The organism is Streptomyces hygroscopicus subsp. hygroscopicus, from assembly GCF_030269125.1.
Lineage (GTDB): Bacteria > Actinomycetota > Actinomycetes > Streptomycetales > Streptomycetaceae > Streptomyces > Streptomyces hygroscopicus_C.
Genome location: NZ_BSSM01000009.1, coordinates 1 through 14,200, shown reverse-complemented (window position 1 = coordinate 14,200; position 14,200 = coordinate 1). Strand labels below are relative to the sequence as shown.

13 protein-coding genes and 1 rRNA gene are annotated in these 14,200 nt (G+C 71.4%); 9 read left to right on the top strand and 5 right to left on the bottom strand.

Annotated elements, in window-relative coordinates; translation table 11 throughout:
• Positions 1 to 103: 103 nt before the first annotated feature.
• The 3 genes from QSK45_RS20400 to QSK45_RS20390 form a co-directional block, all read right to left on the bottom strand.
• Entirely contained in the window at positions 104 to 874 is a 771-nt protein-coding gene (locus QSK45_RS20400; RefSeq protein WP_285558914.1) for a trypsin-like serine peptidase, read from the bottom strand.
• A 139-nt stretch (positions 875 to 1,013) separates the two neighbouring features.
• Entirely contained in the window at positions 1,014 to 1,823 is an 810-nt protein-coding gene (locus QSK45_RS20395; protein WP_285558912.1) for an SDR family oxidoreductase, read from the bottom strand.
• Between the two features lie 142 nt (positions 1,824 to 1,965).
• The gene (locus QSK45_RS20390) at positions 1,966 to 2,889 is read right to left on the bottom strand and encodes an oxidoreductase (RefSeq protein ID WP_285558909.1); all 924 of its coding nucleotides are present in this window, start codon (positions 2,887 to 2,889) and stop codon (positions 1,966 to 1,968) included.
• 87 nt (positions 2,890 to 2,976) lie between these two features.
• Here QSK45_RS20390 and QSK45_RS20385 point away from each other — a divergent pair, with 87 nt between their 5' ends.
• The 8 genes from QSK45_RS20385 to QSK45_RS20350 all read left to right on the top strand — a co-directional run bounded on the left by QSK45_RS20385 (position 2,977) and on the right by QSK45_RS20350 (position 12,873).
• Complete coding sequence (locus QSK45_RS20385; protein ID WP_285558908.1) at positions 2,977 to 3,594, top strand: TetR/AcrR family transcriptional regulator; 618 nt, start codon at positions 2,977 to 2,979, stop codon at positions 3,592 to 3,594.
• A gap of 268 nt (positions 3,595 to 3,862) precedes the next feature.
• Positions 3,863 to 5,206, top strand: a complete 1,344-nt coding sequence (locus QSK45_RS20380) for a S53 family peptidase (RefSeq protein ID WP_285558906.1) — start codon at positions 3,863 to 3,865, stop codon at positions 5,204 to 5,206.
• Positions 5,207 to 5,779: 573 nt separating this feature from the next.
• Positions 5,780 to 6,088 carry a DUF8827 family protein gene (locus tag QSK45_RS20375; protein WP_009189392.1) on the top strand — a complete coding sequence of 103 codons (309 nt, stop codon included), beginning with the start codon at positions 5,780 to 5,782 and terminating at the stop codon, positions 6,086 to 6,088.
• 125 nt (positions 6,089 to 6,213) lie between these two features.
• The gene (locus QSK45_RS20370; RefSeq protein ID WP_285558903.1) at positions 6,214 to 7,044 is read left to right on the top strand and encodes a hypothetical protein; all 831 of its coding nucleotides are present in this window, start codon (positions 6,214 to 6,216) and stop codon (positions 7,042 to 7,044) included.
• Entirely contained in the window at positions 7,034 to 8,359 is a 1,326-nt protein-coding gene (locus tag QSK45_RS20365; protein ID WP_285558901.1) for a hypothetical protein, read from the top strand. The genes QSK45_RS20370 and QSK45_RS20365 overlap by 11 nt, the downstream gene beginning before the upstream one ends.
• Complete coding sequence (locus QSK45_RS20360; protein WP_285558900.1) at positions 8,356 to 9,915, top strand: SCO6880 family protein; 1,560 nt, start codon at positions 8,356 to 8,358, stop codon at positions 9,913 to 9,915. Before QSK45_RS20365 ends, QSK45_RS20360 begins: the two co-directional genes overlap by 4 nt.
• A gap of 14 nt (positions 9,916 to 9,929) precedes the next feature.
• Entirely contained in the window at positions 9,930 to 11,342 is a 1,413-nt protein-coding gene (locus tag QSK45_RS20355; RefSeq protein ID WP_285558898.1) for an ATP-binding protein, read from the top strand.
• A gap of 10 nt (positions 11,343 to 11,352) precedes the next feature.
• Complete coding sequence (locus QSK45_RS20350) at positions 11,353 to 12,873, top strand: type IV secretory system conjugative DNA transfer family protein (RefSeq protein ID WP_285558896.1); 1,521 nt, start codon at positions 11,353 to 11,355, stop codon at positions 12,871 to 12,873.
• On the opposite strand, the gene QSK45_RS20345 is transcribed toward QSK45_RS20350, so the two are convergent.
• A complete protein-coding gene (locus tag QSK45_RS20345; RefSeq protein ID WP_285558894.1) occupies positions 12,862 to 13,413 on the bottom strand; it encodes a GNAT family N-acetyltransferase in 552 nt (183 codons plus the stop codon). The genes QSK45_RS20350 and QSK45_RS20345 overlap by 12 nt on opposite strands.
• Before the next feature lie 52 nt (positions 13,414 to 13,465).
• Between QSK45_RS20345 and QSK45_RS20340 the strand changes: the two genes are divergently transcribed.
• Complete coding sequence (locus QSK45_RS20340; protein WP_285558892.1) at positions 13,466 to 14,014, top strand: cysteine hydrolase family protein; 549 nt, start codon at positions 13,466 to 13,468, stop codon at positions 14,012 to 14,014.
• Between the two features lie 59 nt (positions 14,015 to 14,073).
• Here the strand turns inward: QSK45_RS20340 and rrf are convergent.
• Positions 14,074 to 14,190: ribosomal RNA gene (rrf, locus tag QSK45_RS20335) — 5S ribosomal RNA — on the bottom strand.
• Positions 14,191 to 14,200: the final 10 nt, after the last annotated feature.

Here is a 14,200-nt window from a genome sequence, read left to right as displayed (position 1 = left end):
CACGAGAACGCACGTCCGACCAATACCGCCCAACCGGCTTGCGGACGCGGCCACTTCCGCGCCCGCCGCGGTACGCGGACACGGGAAGGACCGAGTCCTCGGGTCAGCTCGTCGCCGTCGCGTCCCGGTACAGTTCCGCCGCCTGCGCGCCCAGCACCACGCTGTACGACACGTCGTCCGTGGAGCCCCCCTCCTCGTGGCCGCCGAGGACGCCGACGACCTGGTGGTCGCCGTTGATCCAGGGGCTGCCGCTGGTGCCGCTGGCGAAGGAGGGGCAGTAGATGCGCTGTTGGGTGGAGCTCTGGCGGCGGGGTTTGTTGGTGCAGCGGATGGGGAGTTCGCGGGAGTCGGGGTAGCCGGTGAGCGTCACCGCGGTGGCGCCGGTGGTCGCGCCGGTGACGAACGGATTGCCGCCGACCACCTGTTCGACGCTCCGCCCGTCCCGGTCGGCCACCGTCGCGAGGGCGACGTCGCTGTCCTCGTCCTGGTCCCGCGTCCAGCCGTCCGGCAGGAAGCGCCGGGTCACCCTCCACACCCCGTACGGCGCCCGTCCGTCGCGGTAGCCCGGCACGAAGACCAGGTCGCCGTCGGCGCCGTTCACGCAGTGCGCGGCGGTGGCGATGAGGTCGCCCCGCGGGCTGTGCACCACCGACGCCGTGCAGAAGTGGCCGCCGGCCAGACTCCCCGCCCGGTCCGCGCCGAACAGCGCGCCGACCCGGGCCTCGCGCAGGGAGGCGACCGCGTCCGCGGTGACCCCGAGGGGCCCCGGCCCGTCGTCGGCGGAGGCCACGGACGCCGAGGTCAGGGCGAGCATCACCACTGCCCCGAGCAACGCGGGACGAGAGGTGAGCGAGATGCGTGAGATGCGCTTCATCAGCCCTCACTCTGTCTCACGAAGGTGAGAAACCCACCCCGGCTTCGCTGAGAATTCCCGCAGAAACCTCCCGATGGCCGGTGCGCGCACCACGCTACTGTCCCCCCGCCGCAACCGCCTCCCCATCGGTCACCCGGCGTCAGAAGGTCGTCGTCATCCCGCCGTCCACCGCGATGGTCTGCCCGGTGACGAAGGACGCCGCGTCGCTCGCCAGGAAGACGACGACCCCGGCGATCTCCTCCGGCCGGCCCCAGCGCCCCAGCGCCGTACACGTGCGCAGCCAGCGCTCCCGGTCGGGGTCCGCCGCCGGTCCGGCGTCGGCCTCGGTGACGAAGGTGCCCGGGGCCACCGAGTTGACGGTCGTACCGCTCGGGCCGAGGTCCGCCGCGAGCGCCCGGGTCAGCCCGTCGAGGCCCGCCTTCGCGGTGGCGTAACCGGCATCACCCGCACGGCCCAACTGGCCGACCAGCGACGACACGTTGACGATGCGGCCCGGCACCCCGCGCGCGGCGAGGCCCCGGGCCACCGCCTGGCTCAGCGCGTACGCCCCCGCCAGGCCGGTGCCGAGCGGCGCGTCCGGCTCCTGCGGGGTGGTCCCGGCCGCGCCCCGCCGGTCCCGTTGGTCCATGTTGTTGACCAGGATGTCGAGTTCGCCCAGCTCCTCGACCGCCGCCGCCGCGGCCGCCCGGTCCGTGACGTCGAACACGGCGGTCGCGACCTCGTACCCGCTCTCCGCCCGCAGCCGCTCGGCCGCCGCCGCGAGGGCCGCCGGGTCGGGGCCGCCCAGGACCACCCGGGCGCCGGCACCGGCCAGACCCCGCGCCATCTCCAGGCCGAGACCGCCCGCCGCTCCCGTCACGAGGGCCGTACGGCCGTCGAGCCGGAAGCTCACGGGGCCACCGCTGGTCACCGGGCCACCGCTGCCGGCGCCCGTCTCCGCCGAGGTCATGTCCCGTCTCGGTCCGTGGTGCGTCCTGAACGATTGATGGAGGGTTCCGGGAGATCCCTTCCCGCACCGTATCCGGTCCCCTACGCGTTCCCGCCTCCGTTCACCCGATCCCCGTCACGCGCCCCGGCCCGCCCGCCCCCGATCAGCCGTTCCCGCCCCTCGCCTGCCACTCCACCCCCGTCAGCTCCTCCGACAGCGTCCACAGCCGCCGTGCCGCCTCCGGGTCGCTCGCCGCCGCGCTGCGGGCGACCAGGGTCGGGGCGCCGCGGAACTCGCCGAGGCCGTCGGGGCCGACGTAGGCCGCGCCGGGCAGGTCCTGGGTGGCCGCGTAGAGGGTGGGGAGGGCGCCCGCCCGGTCGCTCTGCGCGACCACCCGGTTGGCGACCGCCATGCCCGCCCGGAACAGGGGGTTCGCGTGGTGGCTCTGGAGGTTGGTGGCCGCGTATCCGGGGTGGGCGGCGAGCGCCCGCACCCGGGAGCCGGACTCGGTCAGGCGCCGCTGGAGTTCCAGGGTGAACAGGAGGTTCGCGAGCTTGGACTGGGCGTAGGCGCGGGTCGGCGTGTAGCGGCCGCGCAGGTTGACGTCCTCGAAGCGGATGCACTGGTCGCCCCAGCGGTGCGCGGTGGAGGCCAGCGTCACCACGCGGTCCGTGACGTACGGCAGCAGCAGGTTCGTCAGCGCGAAGTGCCCGAGGTGGTTCGTGCCGAACTGCCGCTCGAAACCCTGCGCGGTGCGCTCCTCCGGCAGCATCATCACGCCCGCGTTGTTGATCAGCAGGTCCAGCGGGCGGTCCCAGCCCGCGGCGAAGGCGCGCACCGAGTCCAGGTCCGCGAGGTCGAGGTGGCGCACCTCCGTGCTGCCGCCCACCCGCGCCGCGGCGGCGCCGCCGCGCCCGAGGTCCCGTACGGCGAACACCACATGCGCGCCGGCCCTGGCCAGGGCCTCGGCCGTCACCAGTCCCAGGCCGCTGTTGGCGCCGGTGATCACGGCCGTACGGCCGGTCTGGTCGGGGATGCGGTTCACGTTCCATGTGCGCGCACCGCGCGCGCCGGTCGTCTCAGCCATGGCCTCAATGTAGGCAGCGCCTACAATGATGTCAACGACAACACCGCCTGTCGTCGTCCATGATGACGCCGTCTACATCGGGATACGATGGTCCGCATGCCCGCGAGCCGCCCCTACCACCACGGAGACCTGCGCGCCGCGCTGCTCAGGAGCGCCGAGCGCACGCTGCGGGAGAAGGGGGCCGGCGCGCTGTCGCTGCGTGAACTGGCCCGGGAGGCCGGCGTCAGCCACGCGGCCCCGGGCCGGCACTTCAGGGACAAGCAGGCCCTGCTGGACGCGCTGGCGATGGAGGGGTACGAGCGGCTGGACCGGGTTCTCGGCGAGGCGTACGGCGCGGGCCCGGACTTCGAGCGACGCATGGTCGCCATCGCGCGCGCCTACCTCGGTTTCGCCGTCGAGCATCCCGAGCTGCTGGAGCTGATGTTCACGCGCAAGCACCGCCCGGACAGCTCGGCGCAGCTCGGCGCGGCGGTCGACCGCACCTTCGGCGCGCTGACCCGGCTGTTCGCGGACGCGCAGGAGCGGGGCGAGATCGTGGCGGGCGACCCGGAGCGCATCGCGCTGGCCGCCGCCGCCAACCTGCACGGCCTGGCCGCGCTCATCGCCAGCTGCGCGCTGGACGCGGAGGAGGCCGTCGCCGGCCTGGACGACCACGTCCATCTGCTGCTGCACGGCCTCAAGCCCCGTCCGTCGGACGCCGCTTGACCCTCCGAGGGCCGGTCCGCTCCCTCAACCCTTCCCCGTCACACCCCTCTTGACCTGCCCACTTGGTCATCTCCGCGCCATCGCCCCGTCATTGATCAGTAAGCCGGGCACCCCATTTGGGTAACGCGGAAGTCAGAAATCCGAAAGCCCCCTTGTTGTCGCGTACTCAACAAGCGCAAGGTCGTCGCGGGCCGCCGCCCCCGTCGGCGAACACGCCGACGGCCCCCCACAGCAGGCCTCTGCCCCACCACTTCCAGGAGGCTGTACCTTGCGTACGACCAACTCCCCCCGCATATCCGGCGGATGGCGCCGGGTCGGCTCGGCCGCCGCGGCCGCCACCGCGCTCGCCCTCGCCGGCTTCGGTGCCGCCGCCCAGGCGGACGCGGCCACCCCCCACAAGGTCAGCGCCCGGACGATCGCCACCCAGGTCGCCAAGGCCCACGTGCAGTACACGAACGCGTGCGCCACGAGCCCGAAGAAGGGTTACGCCGCCTGCGACGCGCTGCGCGTGACCGGTGGCACCACCGCCTTCATGGAGAAGCAGGCGGCGATCAAGGGCGTCGCGCCCGGGACGATCAGCCCCGACGCCACCTCCAGCACCCCGACCGGCTACGGCCCCTCGGACCTCCAGTCGGCCTACGGCCTCACCTCCGCCGCCTCTTCCAAGGGCTCCGGCGAGACCGTCGCGATCGTGGACGCCTACAACGACCCGAACGCCGAGGCCGACCTCGCGGCGTACCGCTCGTACTACGGCCTGCCGGCCTGTACGACGTCCAACGGCTGCTTCAAGAAGGTCAGCCAGAGCGGCTCCACCACCTCGCTGCCCAGCTCCGACAGCGGCTGGGCCGGTGAGATCTCGCTCGACCTCGACATGGTCAGCGCGACCTGCCCGAACTGCCACATCCTGCTCGTCGAGGCGAAGACCGCGTCGATGACCAACCTCGGCACGGCGGTCAACGAGGCCGTGAAGCTGGGCGCCAAATTCGTCTCGAACAGCTACGGCGGCTCGGAGTCCTCCTCCGACTCCACCTACGACTCGTCGTACTTCAACCACGCGGGCGTCGTCATCACGGCCAGCGCGGGCGACTCCGGCTACGGCGCCCAGTACCCGGCCGGATCCCGCTACGTGACCGCCGTCGGCGGCACCGCCCTCAAGCAGGCGTCCAACACCCGCGGCTGGAGCGAGAGCGTCTGGAACACCTCCAGCACCGAGGGCACCGGCTCCGGCTGCTCCGCCTACGACGCCAAGCCGTCCTGGCAGACCGACACCGGCTGCGCCAAGCGCATGATCGCGGACGTCTCCGCCGTGGCCGACCCGGCCACCGGTGTCTCCGTCTACGACACCTACGGCGCCAGCGGCTGGAACACCTACGGCGGCACCAGCGCCAGCTCGCCGATCATCGCCTCGGTCTACGCGCTGGCGGGCACCCCGAGCAGCGGCAGCTACCCGGCCCAGTTCCCGTACGCCGCGGCCGGCACCTCCGCGCTGAACGACGTCACCACCGGCAGCAACGGCTCCTGCACCACCAGCTACTTCTGCACCGCCGGGACCGGCTACGACGGCCCGACCGGCCTGGGCACCCCCGAGGGCACGGCCGCCTTCACGGGCTGAGCCGCCGACCCGCGGACGTGACGACCCCGTCGGGTCGCGGGGCGCCGCCGACAAAGAGGGGGACGTGGGGTCCCCTCGGCGGCAGCAAGAGAAGGAGGGCGGGCCACGGCAACCAGCCGCGGCCCGCCCTCCGGCCCTTTTCCACCGCGACCGCCGCCTCGTTTCCCGTGCGTCGGCCGTGAGTCCGGAAGCGTCTCGGCCCTCACCGGCTGACCGCTCGTCACCCGTACGACTTCGAGGCCCCGGTGGCGTCCGCCGCCGGGGCCCTCGGCCGTCTCCGGCCGCCCGCGCGTGAGACCATCGAAACGGCTTCTCACCCGACCGGCCGTCAAAAACCGGGTCAGGGCGTAAAGGAGGTCAACGACGGAACCACGTGGCAGGTTCCGGTCGGACCTCATTGCCCGGGGTGACCTGCCGTGATACACAGAGTGACCGTACGAGGTGTTCGTACGAAACCCGCCAGTCAATGACGTCAAGTCGACATACGACGGCGACGTTGTCGGCGACAATGAGGCCTGACCTCTGCACAGGGCAGGGGACTCGCGGAACTACCCACCAGGGGCGGTGACTTACATGCTCTTTGCGGCCGACAAGGGAGACATCAACACCATCATCGGCGGGATCGCTCCGAACTGGGGGCCCTTCGGCAGCCTGGGCAACGAGGCCAAGGTGATGATCGAGGTGGTGATGGCGGTGGCCATCCTGCTCTGCCTCGGCATCGCGGTCTGGGGTGCGGCCAAACAGCGCATCGGGGCGACGGCGCTGCGCGACACCTTCAGCGCGGAACAGGGCAAGGGCCTCATCATCGCCGGGCTCACCGGGGTCTTCATCATCGGTTCCCTGGGCACGCTGTTCACCATCGTCTACGGCATGGCGGTCTAGCGCACCCCCTGTTCCCCTCCCCTTAGAGGTCGCGTCTCCCTGATGTCGAGTCACCACACCGCGCCCGCGCGGGAACCAGCACGGCTACCGTCGTATGTCCACGAGGTGGAGGGGGCGGGCACGGCATGAGCCACGGAGACGAGCAGGACTACTCCGACTACGGCGGCACGGGCCACACCCGTACCCGCCTCCCCGACCACGACCCCTACGGCGGCGCCCCCCGCCGCCCCACCCGCTCCTCCTCCCGGGGCCTCATCACGGTCGTCGGCGTGGTCGTCCTGCTGATCGCGGCCATCGCCTTCGCGAACCGGCGGGACGACTCCTCCCATGGGAACTCACCGGCGAGGTCCTCCCAGCCGCAGGCGACATCCACCGCCCCCACCGGCGCCCACCCGGTGAACACCAAAACCGCCGGCATCCCTTCAGGCTTCGCCCAGACGGAACAGGGGGCGGAGAGCGCGGCGGCGAACTACTCGGTGGCGCTGGGGTCGACCGATATGTTCAACACCGCGGCGCGGCATGCGCTCGTCGAGAGGCTCTACACTCACGACGACGTCACCGCTCGACAATCAGCGCTGGACAGCGTCTACGCAAGCGCGAAGTTCCTCTCCAACATCGGTCTGACGAAAGACGGCACCGCCCCGAAGGGCCAGACCTTCATCTCCCGAGTCGTTCCCGTCGGCAGCAAGACCACCGCCTTTTCGAAGGACAGCGCCACAGTTGCGGTCTGGTACACCTCGTTGTTCGGTCTCTCGGGCGACGCCTCGACCAACCCGGTAACCGAGAGCTGGTTCACCACGACCTACGAGCTGAAATGGGTCGACAACGACTGGAAGGTCAGCGACTTCCAGCAAAAGGACGGGCCCGTTCCCGTGGGCCGTGATCAGCAGGCCTCCACCGCTGCGGACATGACGAAGGCTGTCGAGGAGTACGGAGGGTTCACGTATGCGCGCTAACCACCGCTTCCTCAGGATCACCGCCGTTTTCGGCACTCTGCAGACGGCCTCGGTGCTGCTGGCCACTCGTGCGTTCGCCGCACCGTCCCCGTCGCCCACCACGAGCAACGATCCCTGCGACCTGGTTCGCGGCCCGGCCAAGCAGTACTGCCAGGAGGGCAACAGCGGTTCCAAGGGCAGCACCGGATCCGGCTCCAACCCCCTCACCGACACCCTCGACCCCCTCTCCTCCCTCGCCCGAGGATGCGCCAAGGCGGCCTCCTGGACCATCGGGAAGCTCAGTTCCGCGGTCAAGGACACCGCCAACGTCGACTTCACCAACCAGAAGTTCCTCCAGCAGTACGCCATCGTCTTCGCCGCCTCGACCATCCTCACGCTGCTGCTCTGGCTCCTCGCCGTCGCCAAGCGCGCGGTGCGCGGCATGCCGTTGACGACGGCGATCTCGGAGGCCGTCGGGTTCCTGTGGCTGACCGTGATGGCGTCGGCGTTCACGCCGCTCATCCTCTACACCGTCGTCTCCGCGACGGACAGCGTGACGGACGTCCTGGCGAAGGCCACCGGCGACCAGGCGGACACGTTCTTCGGGACGTTCTCCGGCGCCCTGAGCAAGGGCACCGACATCGGCGGCGGCCCGATCATGCTGATCGTCGTCTCCCTGGTGAGCATCCTCGCCGCGGGCGTCCTGTGGCTGGAACTCGTCATCAGGGCCGCCCTGCTCTACGTGGGCGCCCTCCTCGGCACCGTCGTCTACTCGGGCCTCGTCGACAAGAACATGTGGGGCCACGTCAGGCGCTGGGCCGGCATCATGATCGCCGTCATCCTGGTCAAACCGGTCATCGTGATCGTGCTCGGCCTCGCCGGCGCCCTCTCCTCCGGCAACGGCCCCGACGCCTTCTCCGCCGTCGTCTCCGGCCTCGCGATCATCCTGCTCGCCATCTTCGCCAGCGCCGCCATCTACCGCTTCGTCCCCGGCTTCGGCGACGAGATCGCGAACGGCCGCAACAACCGCATCATGCAGGGCGCCGAGGGCAAGGCCGCCGCCGTCATCAGTTCCCCCGCCACCCTCGTCGCGCAGGGCATCAAGACCCACAGCACCCGCGCCGACAGCAACGCGGCGGCCCAGGGCGGCGGCTCCAGCACCCCCCGCCCGGCCAACCCCGCCGCAGGCGGCCTCACCGCGCACAGCAGCCGTACCCCCGGCACCGGCGGCGGAGCCGTCCCCTCCGCCGCCCCCGCACCCCGGGCGGCCAGCCCGGTCAACACCCCGCACGCAGGCAACAACCGCAACAACCGCACGGGAGGTGAAGGGCGTTGACGACCGAGTCCCACCTGTCCCATCCGATCACGCCCCGCCGTACGTATCTCATCGGCCGCGCCCGGCCGAACGCGATCGTCGGCCGCAACCGGGAGTCCGGCGAGATCGCCCTGATCATCGCGGGCGCGTTCCTCGGCATGATGTGCGGCCTCCTCGTGCCCACCCTCTCGCTGCGGATCGTGCTGCTGATGGGCTTCCCGATGCTCGCGCTCGCCGCGGTGTACGTGCCGTACAAGCGCCGCACCTTCTACAAGTGGTTCGAGATCAACCGCAGCTACAAGCGCACCGTCAAGCGCGGCGCCGTCTACCGTTCGAGCGTCATGGAGGCCGGCACCCGCATCGACGGCGAGGAGGTCGAGATCGGCCCGCCCCCGGGCATCGGCCGCATCAACTGGCTCGCCGCCCCCTTCGGGCCCGACGAGATCGCCGTACTGCTGCACGCCGACCGCAAGACCGTCACCGCCGCCATCGAGATCGAGGGCCCCGGCGTCGGCCTGCGCGACTCCGAGGACCAGGAGGCCCTGGTCGACCGGTTCGGCACCCTGCTCAAGCACGTCGCCAACGGCGACGGATTCGTCACCCGGCTGCAGATGCTCGCCCGCACCCTGCCCGCCGACCCCGACGCCCACGCCAAGGACGTCGCCCAGCGCGGCGACGAGCGCTCCCCGGCCTGGCTGCAGCGGTCGTACGACCAACTCCAGTCCATGGTGTCCACCAGCAGCGAGCAGCACCGCGCCTACCTCGTCGCCTGCATGCACTACAGCCGCGAACTAGCCGCCGAGGCCCAGGCAATGGCCCGCGCCGCCCGCCCCCAGGCCGGCCGCAAGCTCGACCGCGACGCCGGGCTCGCCGTCGTCATGGCCCGTGAGCTGACCGACATCTGCTCCCGCCTCCAGGAAGCCGACATCCGCGTCCGCCAGCCGCTCGGCCAGAGCCGGCTCGCCTCGCTCATCCACTCCATGTACGACCCGGACCACCCCATCGACCACATCCAGGCGATGACCCGGCGCAACGCCTGGCCGGCCGAGCTGGACGCGACCGAGCCGACGTTCCTCCAGGCCAAGACCCGCGAGTCCACCACCCGCGCCCCCTGGTGCCACGCCACCGCCTGGGTCAAGGAGTGGCCGATGACCCCGGTCGGCGTGAACTTCCTCGCGCCGCTGCTCGTCCACACCCCGGACGTCATCCGCACCGTCGCGGTCACCATGGACCTCGAACCCACCGAGGTCGCCATCGAACGCATGCTGACCGAGAAGACCAACGACGAGGCCGAGGCCTCCCGCGCCGCCAAGATGAACCGCACCGTCGACCCCCGCGACATCGCCGCGCACAACCGCCTCGACCAGCGCGGCGAGGACCTCGCGAGCGGCGCGGCCGGCGTCAACCTCGTCGGTTACATCACGGTCTCCGCCCGCACCCCGGAGTCCCTCGCCCGCGACAAGCGGACGATCAGGGCCTCGGCCGGCAAGTCGTACCTCAAGCTGGAGTGGTGCGACCGGGAGCACCACCGCGCCTTCGTGAACACACTTCCTTTCGCCACCGGCATCCGAAGGTAGGGGCTGATTCGCCGATGCGGGATCCGCTGTCCGTCCTCACCGAGGCCTTCACCTCCTTCCTCTTCGGGAAGGTCGAGACGACCCGGCTGCCGGTGCGCACCTCCACGGGCCAGGCCCAGGCGGTCTACCTGCCCACGGCCGCGCCCGGCCTCGGGGACTCCGGCGTCATCATCGGCCGCGAGGTCTACTCCGGAAAGGGCTACATCTACGACCCCTTCCAGCTGTACGGCCAGCAGCTCCCGGCCCCGCACTGGCTGGTCCTCGGCGAGTCCGGCAACGGCAAGTCGGCGCTGGAGAAGACCTACGTCCTGCGCCAGCTGCGCTTCCGCGACCGCCAGGTCGTCGTCCTGGACGCACAGGGCGAGGACGGGGTCGGCGAGTGGAACCTCATCGCCGAGGAGCTGGGGATAACGCCGATCCGGCTGGACCCCACGGCCGCCCTGGACCACGGCATCCGCCTCAACCCGCTGGACCCGGCGATCACCACGACGGGCCAGCTGGCGCTGCTGCGCACCATCATCGAGGTGGCCCTCGGTCATGGCCTGGACGAGCGCTCCGGCTTCGCCCTCAAGGTCGCCCACTCGTACGTCAACGAGACCATCGTGGACCGCCAGCCGGTCCTCACCGACATCGTGGAGCAGCTGCGGCACCCCGAGCCGGAGTCGGCCGAGGCGATGAACGTCGCCCTGGACGACGTACGGGCCTGGGGCCTGGACGTCGCCCTGGTCCTGGACCGGCTGGTCGACGGTGACCTGCGCGGCATGTTCGACGGCCCGACCACGGTCGGCATCGACCTGGACGCCCCGCTCATCGTCTTCGACCTCTCCCACATCGACCGCAACTCCATCGCCATGCCGATCCTGATGGCGATCGTCGGCGTGTGGCTGGAGCACACCTGGATCCGCCCCGACCGCAAGAAGCGCATCTTCCTGGTCGAAGAGGCCTGGCACATCATCAACAGCCCGTTCGTGGCGCAGCTGTTCCAGCGCCTGCTGAAGTTCGGCCGGCGCCTCGGCCTGTCCTTCGTCGCGGTCGTCCACCACCTGTCCGACGTGGTGGACGGCGCGGCCGCGAAGGAGGCCGCGGCGATCCTGAAGATGGCCTCCACCAGGACGATCTACGCCCAGAAGGCCGACGAGGCACGGGCCACCGGCCGCGTCCTGGGCCTGCCCCGCTGGGCCGTCGAGATCATCCCGACGCTGACCCCGGGCATCGCGGTCTGGGACGTCAACGGCAACGTCCAGGTGGTCAAGCACCTGATCACCGAGTCCGAACGCCCGCTGGTCTTCACCGACCGCGCGATGACCGAGTCCTCCAGCGACCACTCCGCGGACGACGCCCTGCGCGCCGCCGAGCTGGAGGCCGAACAGCGGGCCGCGTCCTTCGTGGAACAGCACCTCGGCGACTCCGAGTCGACGGTGGCGTAGGGAGGTACGGGTGAGACCGGACGCTCGCGCACCCCGGGAGGACCGGCGCCCGCCGGACGGCCGGAGCCAGGGCCAGGGCGGCATCCCCGACGGGCTGCTGCTCGGCGTCCTCGGCTTCCTCCTCGGCATCACCGTGCTGGTGTGGACGGCCACGGGTCTCTCGGCGCTCTTCGCGCAGGGCTCCTGGCCCACGGGTGTGACCTTCCTGCGCACCCCCAAGGCCATGCGCCACCTGGTCAGCAGGCCCCACGACCTGGCCGGCGCCTGGCCCGACACCCCCGCCTCCCTGCTCTCCGGCTGGGGACTGTTCTGGGGCCTGTTCATCGCCCAGCTGATGGTCCTCTTCGTCCTCACCGTCTTCGTCCTGGGCACGGTGGCCAGGTGGCGGGCGGGACGGGCGAGGGGGCGGGCGGTGGAGCGGACGGCTCCGGCTCCGGCTCCGGCTCCGGCGGAGTCACCGCGGGCGTACGAGGTTCCGGTGCAGCGGCACGAGATGCCGGTGGCGCCGGTCCCGGTCGAACAGCCGGCGCCCGAGGAGCCCCCGGCCCACCACCCGGCCGGGAACCACCGGGCGGGCGGACGGGAGAGGGTCCTCCTCGGACCCCCGGAAAGCCGCCGCACGACCGCCGCCCAGGCCGTACGCGACGCGACCGGTCCCGTCCTCGTCGTCACCTCGGACCCGTCCCTCTGGGCGGAGACCAAGGACGCCCGCGCCAAACTGGGCCCCACCCACCTCTACGACCCCACCCACCGCTGCGACACCCCGGCCCGTCTCCACTGGTCCCCCACCGCCGGCTGCGCGGACCGGCAGACCGCGCTGCACCGCGCGACCGCGCTCCTCGCCCCGGTGCGCCCCACCGCCCGCATCGACCAGGCCGTGGCCGACACCGCGACCACGCTCCTGCGCAGCTATCTGCATGCGGCCGCCCTGGAGAACCGCACCGTGCGGCACGTCCACCGCTGGTCCCAGGGCACCCAGGTGCAGGACGCGGTCCGCACCCTGCGCACGCATCCCAAGGCCGCCCCCGGCGCCGCCGGCGAACTCGAGGCCGCCCTCACCGCGCACCCCGAACGCCGGGACATCGCCCAGGAGTTGACCGGCCGGGCGCTCGCCGCGCTCTCGACGGTCAACATCCGCGAAGCATGCACCCCAAACCGAACTGATGCCCTCGCCTTGGATTCCTTTGTCGATGAAGGGGGCACGCTTTACCTAGTCGGTGAATCCATCGAGGACCCGAGGAGCGCGCCGGGCGCGATGCCCCTCCTGACGGCCCTCGTCTCCAGCGTGGTCGAGCACGGCCGGCGCATGGCCGAACGGTCATCCTCCGGTCGGCTCGACCCACCACTCACCCTGGTCCTGGAGGACATCGCCGCCGTCGCCCCTCTCCCGCAGCTCCCGGACCTGCTGGCCACCGGGGAGGAACAGGGTCTGCCCACGCTGGCCCTGTTCCGCTCCCGCGAACAGGCCCGCGCCCGCTGGCCGCACCAGGAGCTGCCGGGCCTGCCCGGACTGCCGGGTCTAACGGTCTAGGACGAACTCCAACTCGCTCTGCGCCGCGTCCTTCACGAACGGCACCCGCACCCCGCTCGGCCCGAACCCGGCCTTGCGGTAGGCGCCCTGCGCCCGCTCGTTGTCCTCGTGCACCAGCAGCCGCACCCGCTCGGCGCCGCGGCCCCACGCCCAGGCCACGCCCGCGTCGAACAGGGCCTTGATCAGGCCGTTCCCGCGGTGCGCGGGCCGCACGTACACGCCGACGACATGACCCTGCCGACGGTCGACCGGGAAACCGGCCCAGTCCTGGGTGCCGGCCTCCTCCATCAGCACGGTCAGCGAACCGGCCCACGTCCCGTCGGGCAGCTCCGCGACGAACTGCCGCGCCGTCGCCGATCCCTCGCCCGAACCGGTCGCGCGGTCCTGCCAGAAGAGGTCGGCCTTGGCAGCCGCCTCCTCGTACCCCTCCAGGAACGCGAGCGGGGCGGCCGGATCGCGCAGCGCGTCCAGCCGCAGGCTCCTCACCTTCTCCCACTCCGCGGGGCGTATGGCTCGTACGACGTAGTCTCCGCTGGTCATGCCCGCCACCGTAATGCTGCGCCCGGCGCGCGGCATCCCATAATCTGCCCGCATGACCACACTTCGGGAACGACCGCGCACCGCCCTGCTCATCATCGACGTCCAGAACGGGGTCGTCGCCGGCGCTCCGGCCCTGGACGACGTGCTCGCGAACATCAACACCCTGCTCGACAGGGCACGCTCGGCGGGCGTACCGGTGGTGTGGGTGCAGCACCAGGACGAGGACCTGGTGCCCGGCACGGAGAGCTGGGAGTACGTTCCCGAGCTGAAGCGCCTCGACACCGAGCCCCTGGTCGCCAAGGGGTACCCGGATTCCTTCGACGACACCGATCTCGAGTCGGTCCTCGCCGCGCACGGGGTGGGTCGGCTGCTGGTCACGGGCGCGCAGACCGACTGCTGCGTCCGCTCCACCCTGCACGGGGCCCTGGTCCGCGGTTACGACGCGACGCTGGTCGCCGATGCCCACACCACGGAGGACCTCACGGCGTACGGCGCTCCCGCCCCGGAGCAGGTGATCGCGCACACCAATCTCTACTGGAGCAACCAGTCCGCCCCCGGCCGCCAGGGCGGCACGGTGAAGACGGCGGACGTGGAGTTCTGAAACCGCCCCTGAACGCAGAAAACCCCCGCACCACTGGTGCGGGGGTTTCCCCAAAAATTGTTCGGCGGCGTCCTACTCTCCCACAGGGTCCCCCCTGCAGTACCATCGGCGCTGAAAGGCTTAGCTTCCGGGTTCGGAATGTAACCGGGCGTTTCCCTAACGCTATAACCACCGAAACACTATGAA

Coding starts and splice junctions, on each gene's coding strand:
- QSK45_RS20370 (WP_285558903.1), top strand. CDS start 6,214: ATGAGCCACGGAGACGAGCAGGACTACTCCGACTACGGCGGCACGGGC.
- QSK45_RS20375 (WP_009189392.1), top strand. CDS start 5,780: ATGCTCTTTGCGGCCGACAAGGGAGACATCAACACCATCATCGGCGGG.
- QSK45_RS20395 (WP_285558912.1), bottom strand. CDS start 1,823: ATGACCTCGGCGGAGACGGGCGCCGGCAGCGGTGGCCCGGTGACCAGC.
- QSK45_RS20385 (WP_285558908.1), top strand. CDS start 2,977: ATGGTCCGCATGCCCGCGAGCCGCCCCTACCACCACGGAGACCTGCGC.
- QSK45_RS20365 (WP_285558901.1), top strand. CDS start 7,034: ATGCGCGCTAACCACCGCTTCCTCAGGATCACCGCCGTTTTCGGCACT.
- QSK45_RS20355 (WP_285558898.1), top strand. CDS start 9,930: ATGCGGGATCCGCTGTCCGTCCTCACCGAGGCCTTCACCTCCTTCCTC.
- QSK45_RS20400 (WP_285558914.1), bottom strand. CDS start 874: ATGAAGCGCATCTCACGCATCTCGCTCACCTCTCGTCCCGCGTTGCTC.
- QSK45_RS20390 (WP_285558909.1), bottom strand. CDS start 2,889: ATGGCTGAGACGACCGGCGCGCGCGGTGCGCGCACATGGAACGTGAAC.
- QSK45_RS20345 (WP_285558894.1), bottom strand. CDS start 13,413: ATGACCAGCGGAGACTACGTCGTACGAGCCATACGCCCCGCGGAGTGG.
- QSK45_RS20340 (WP_285558892.1), top strand. CDS start 13,466: ATGACCACACTTCGGGAACGACCGCGCACCGCCCTGCTCATCATCGAC.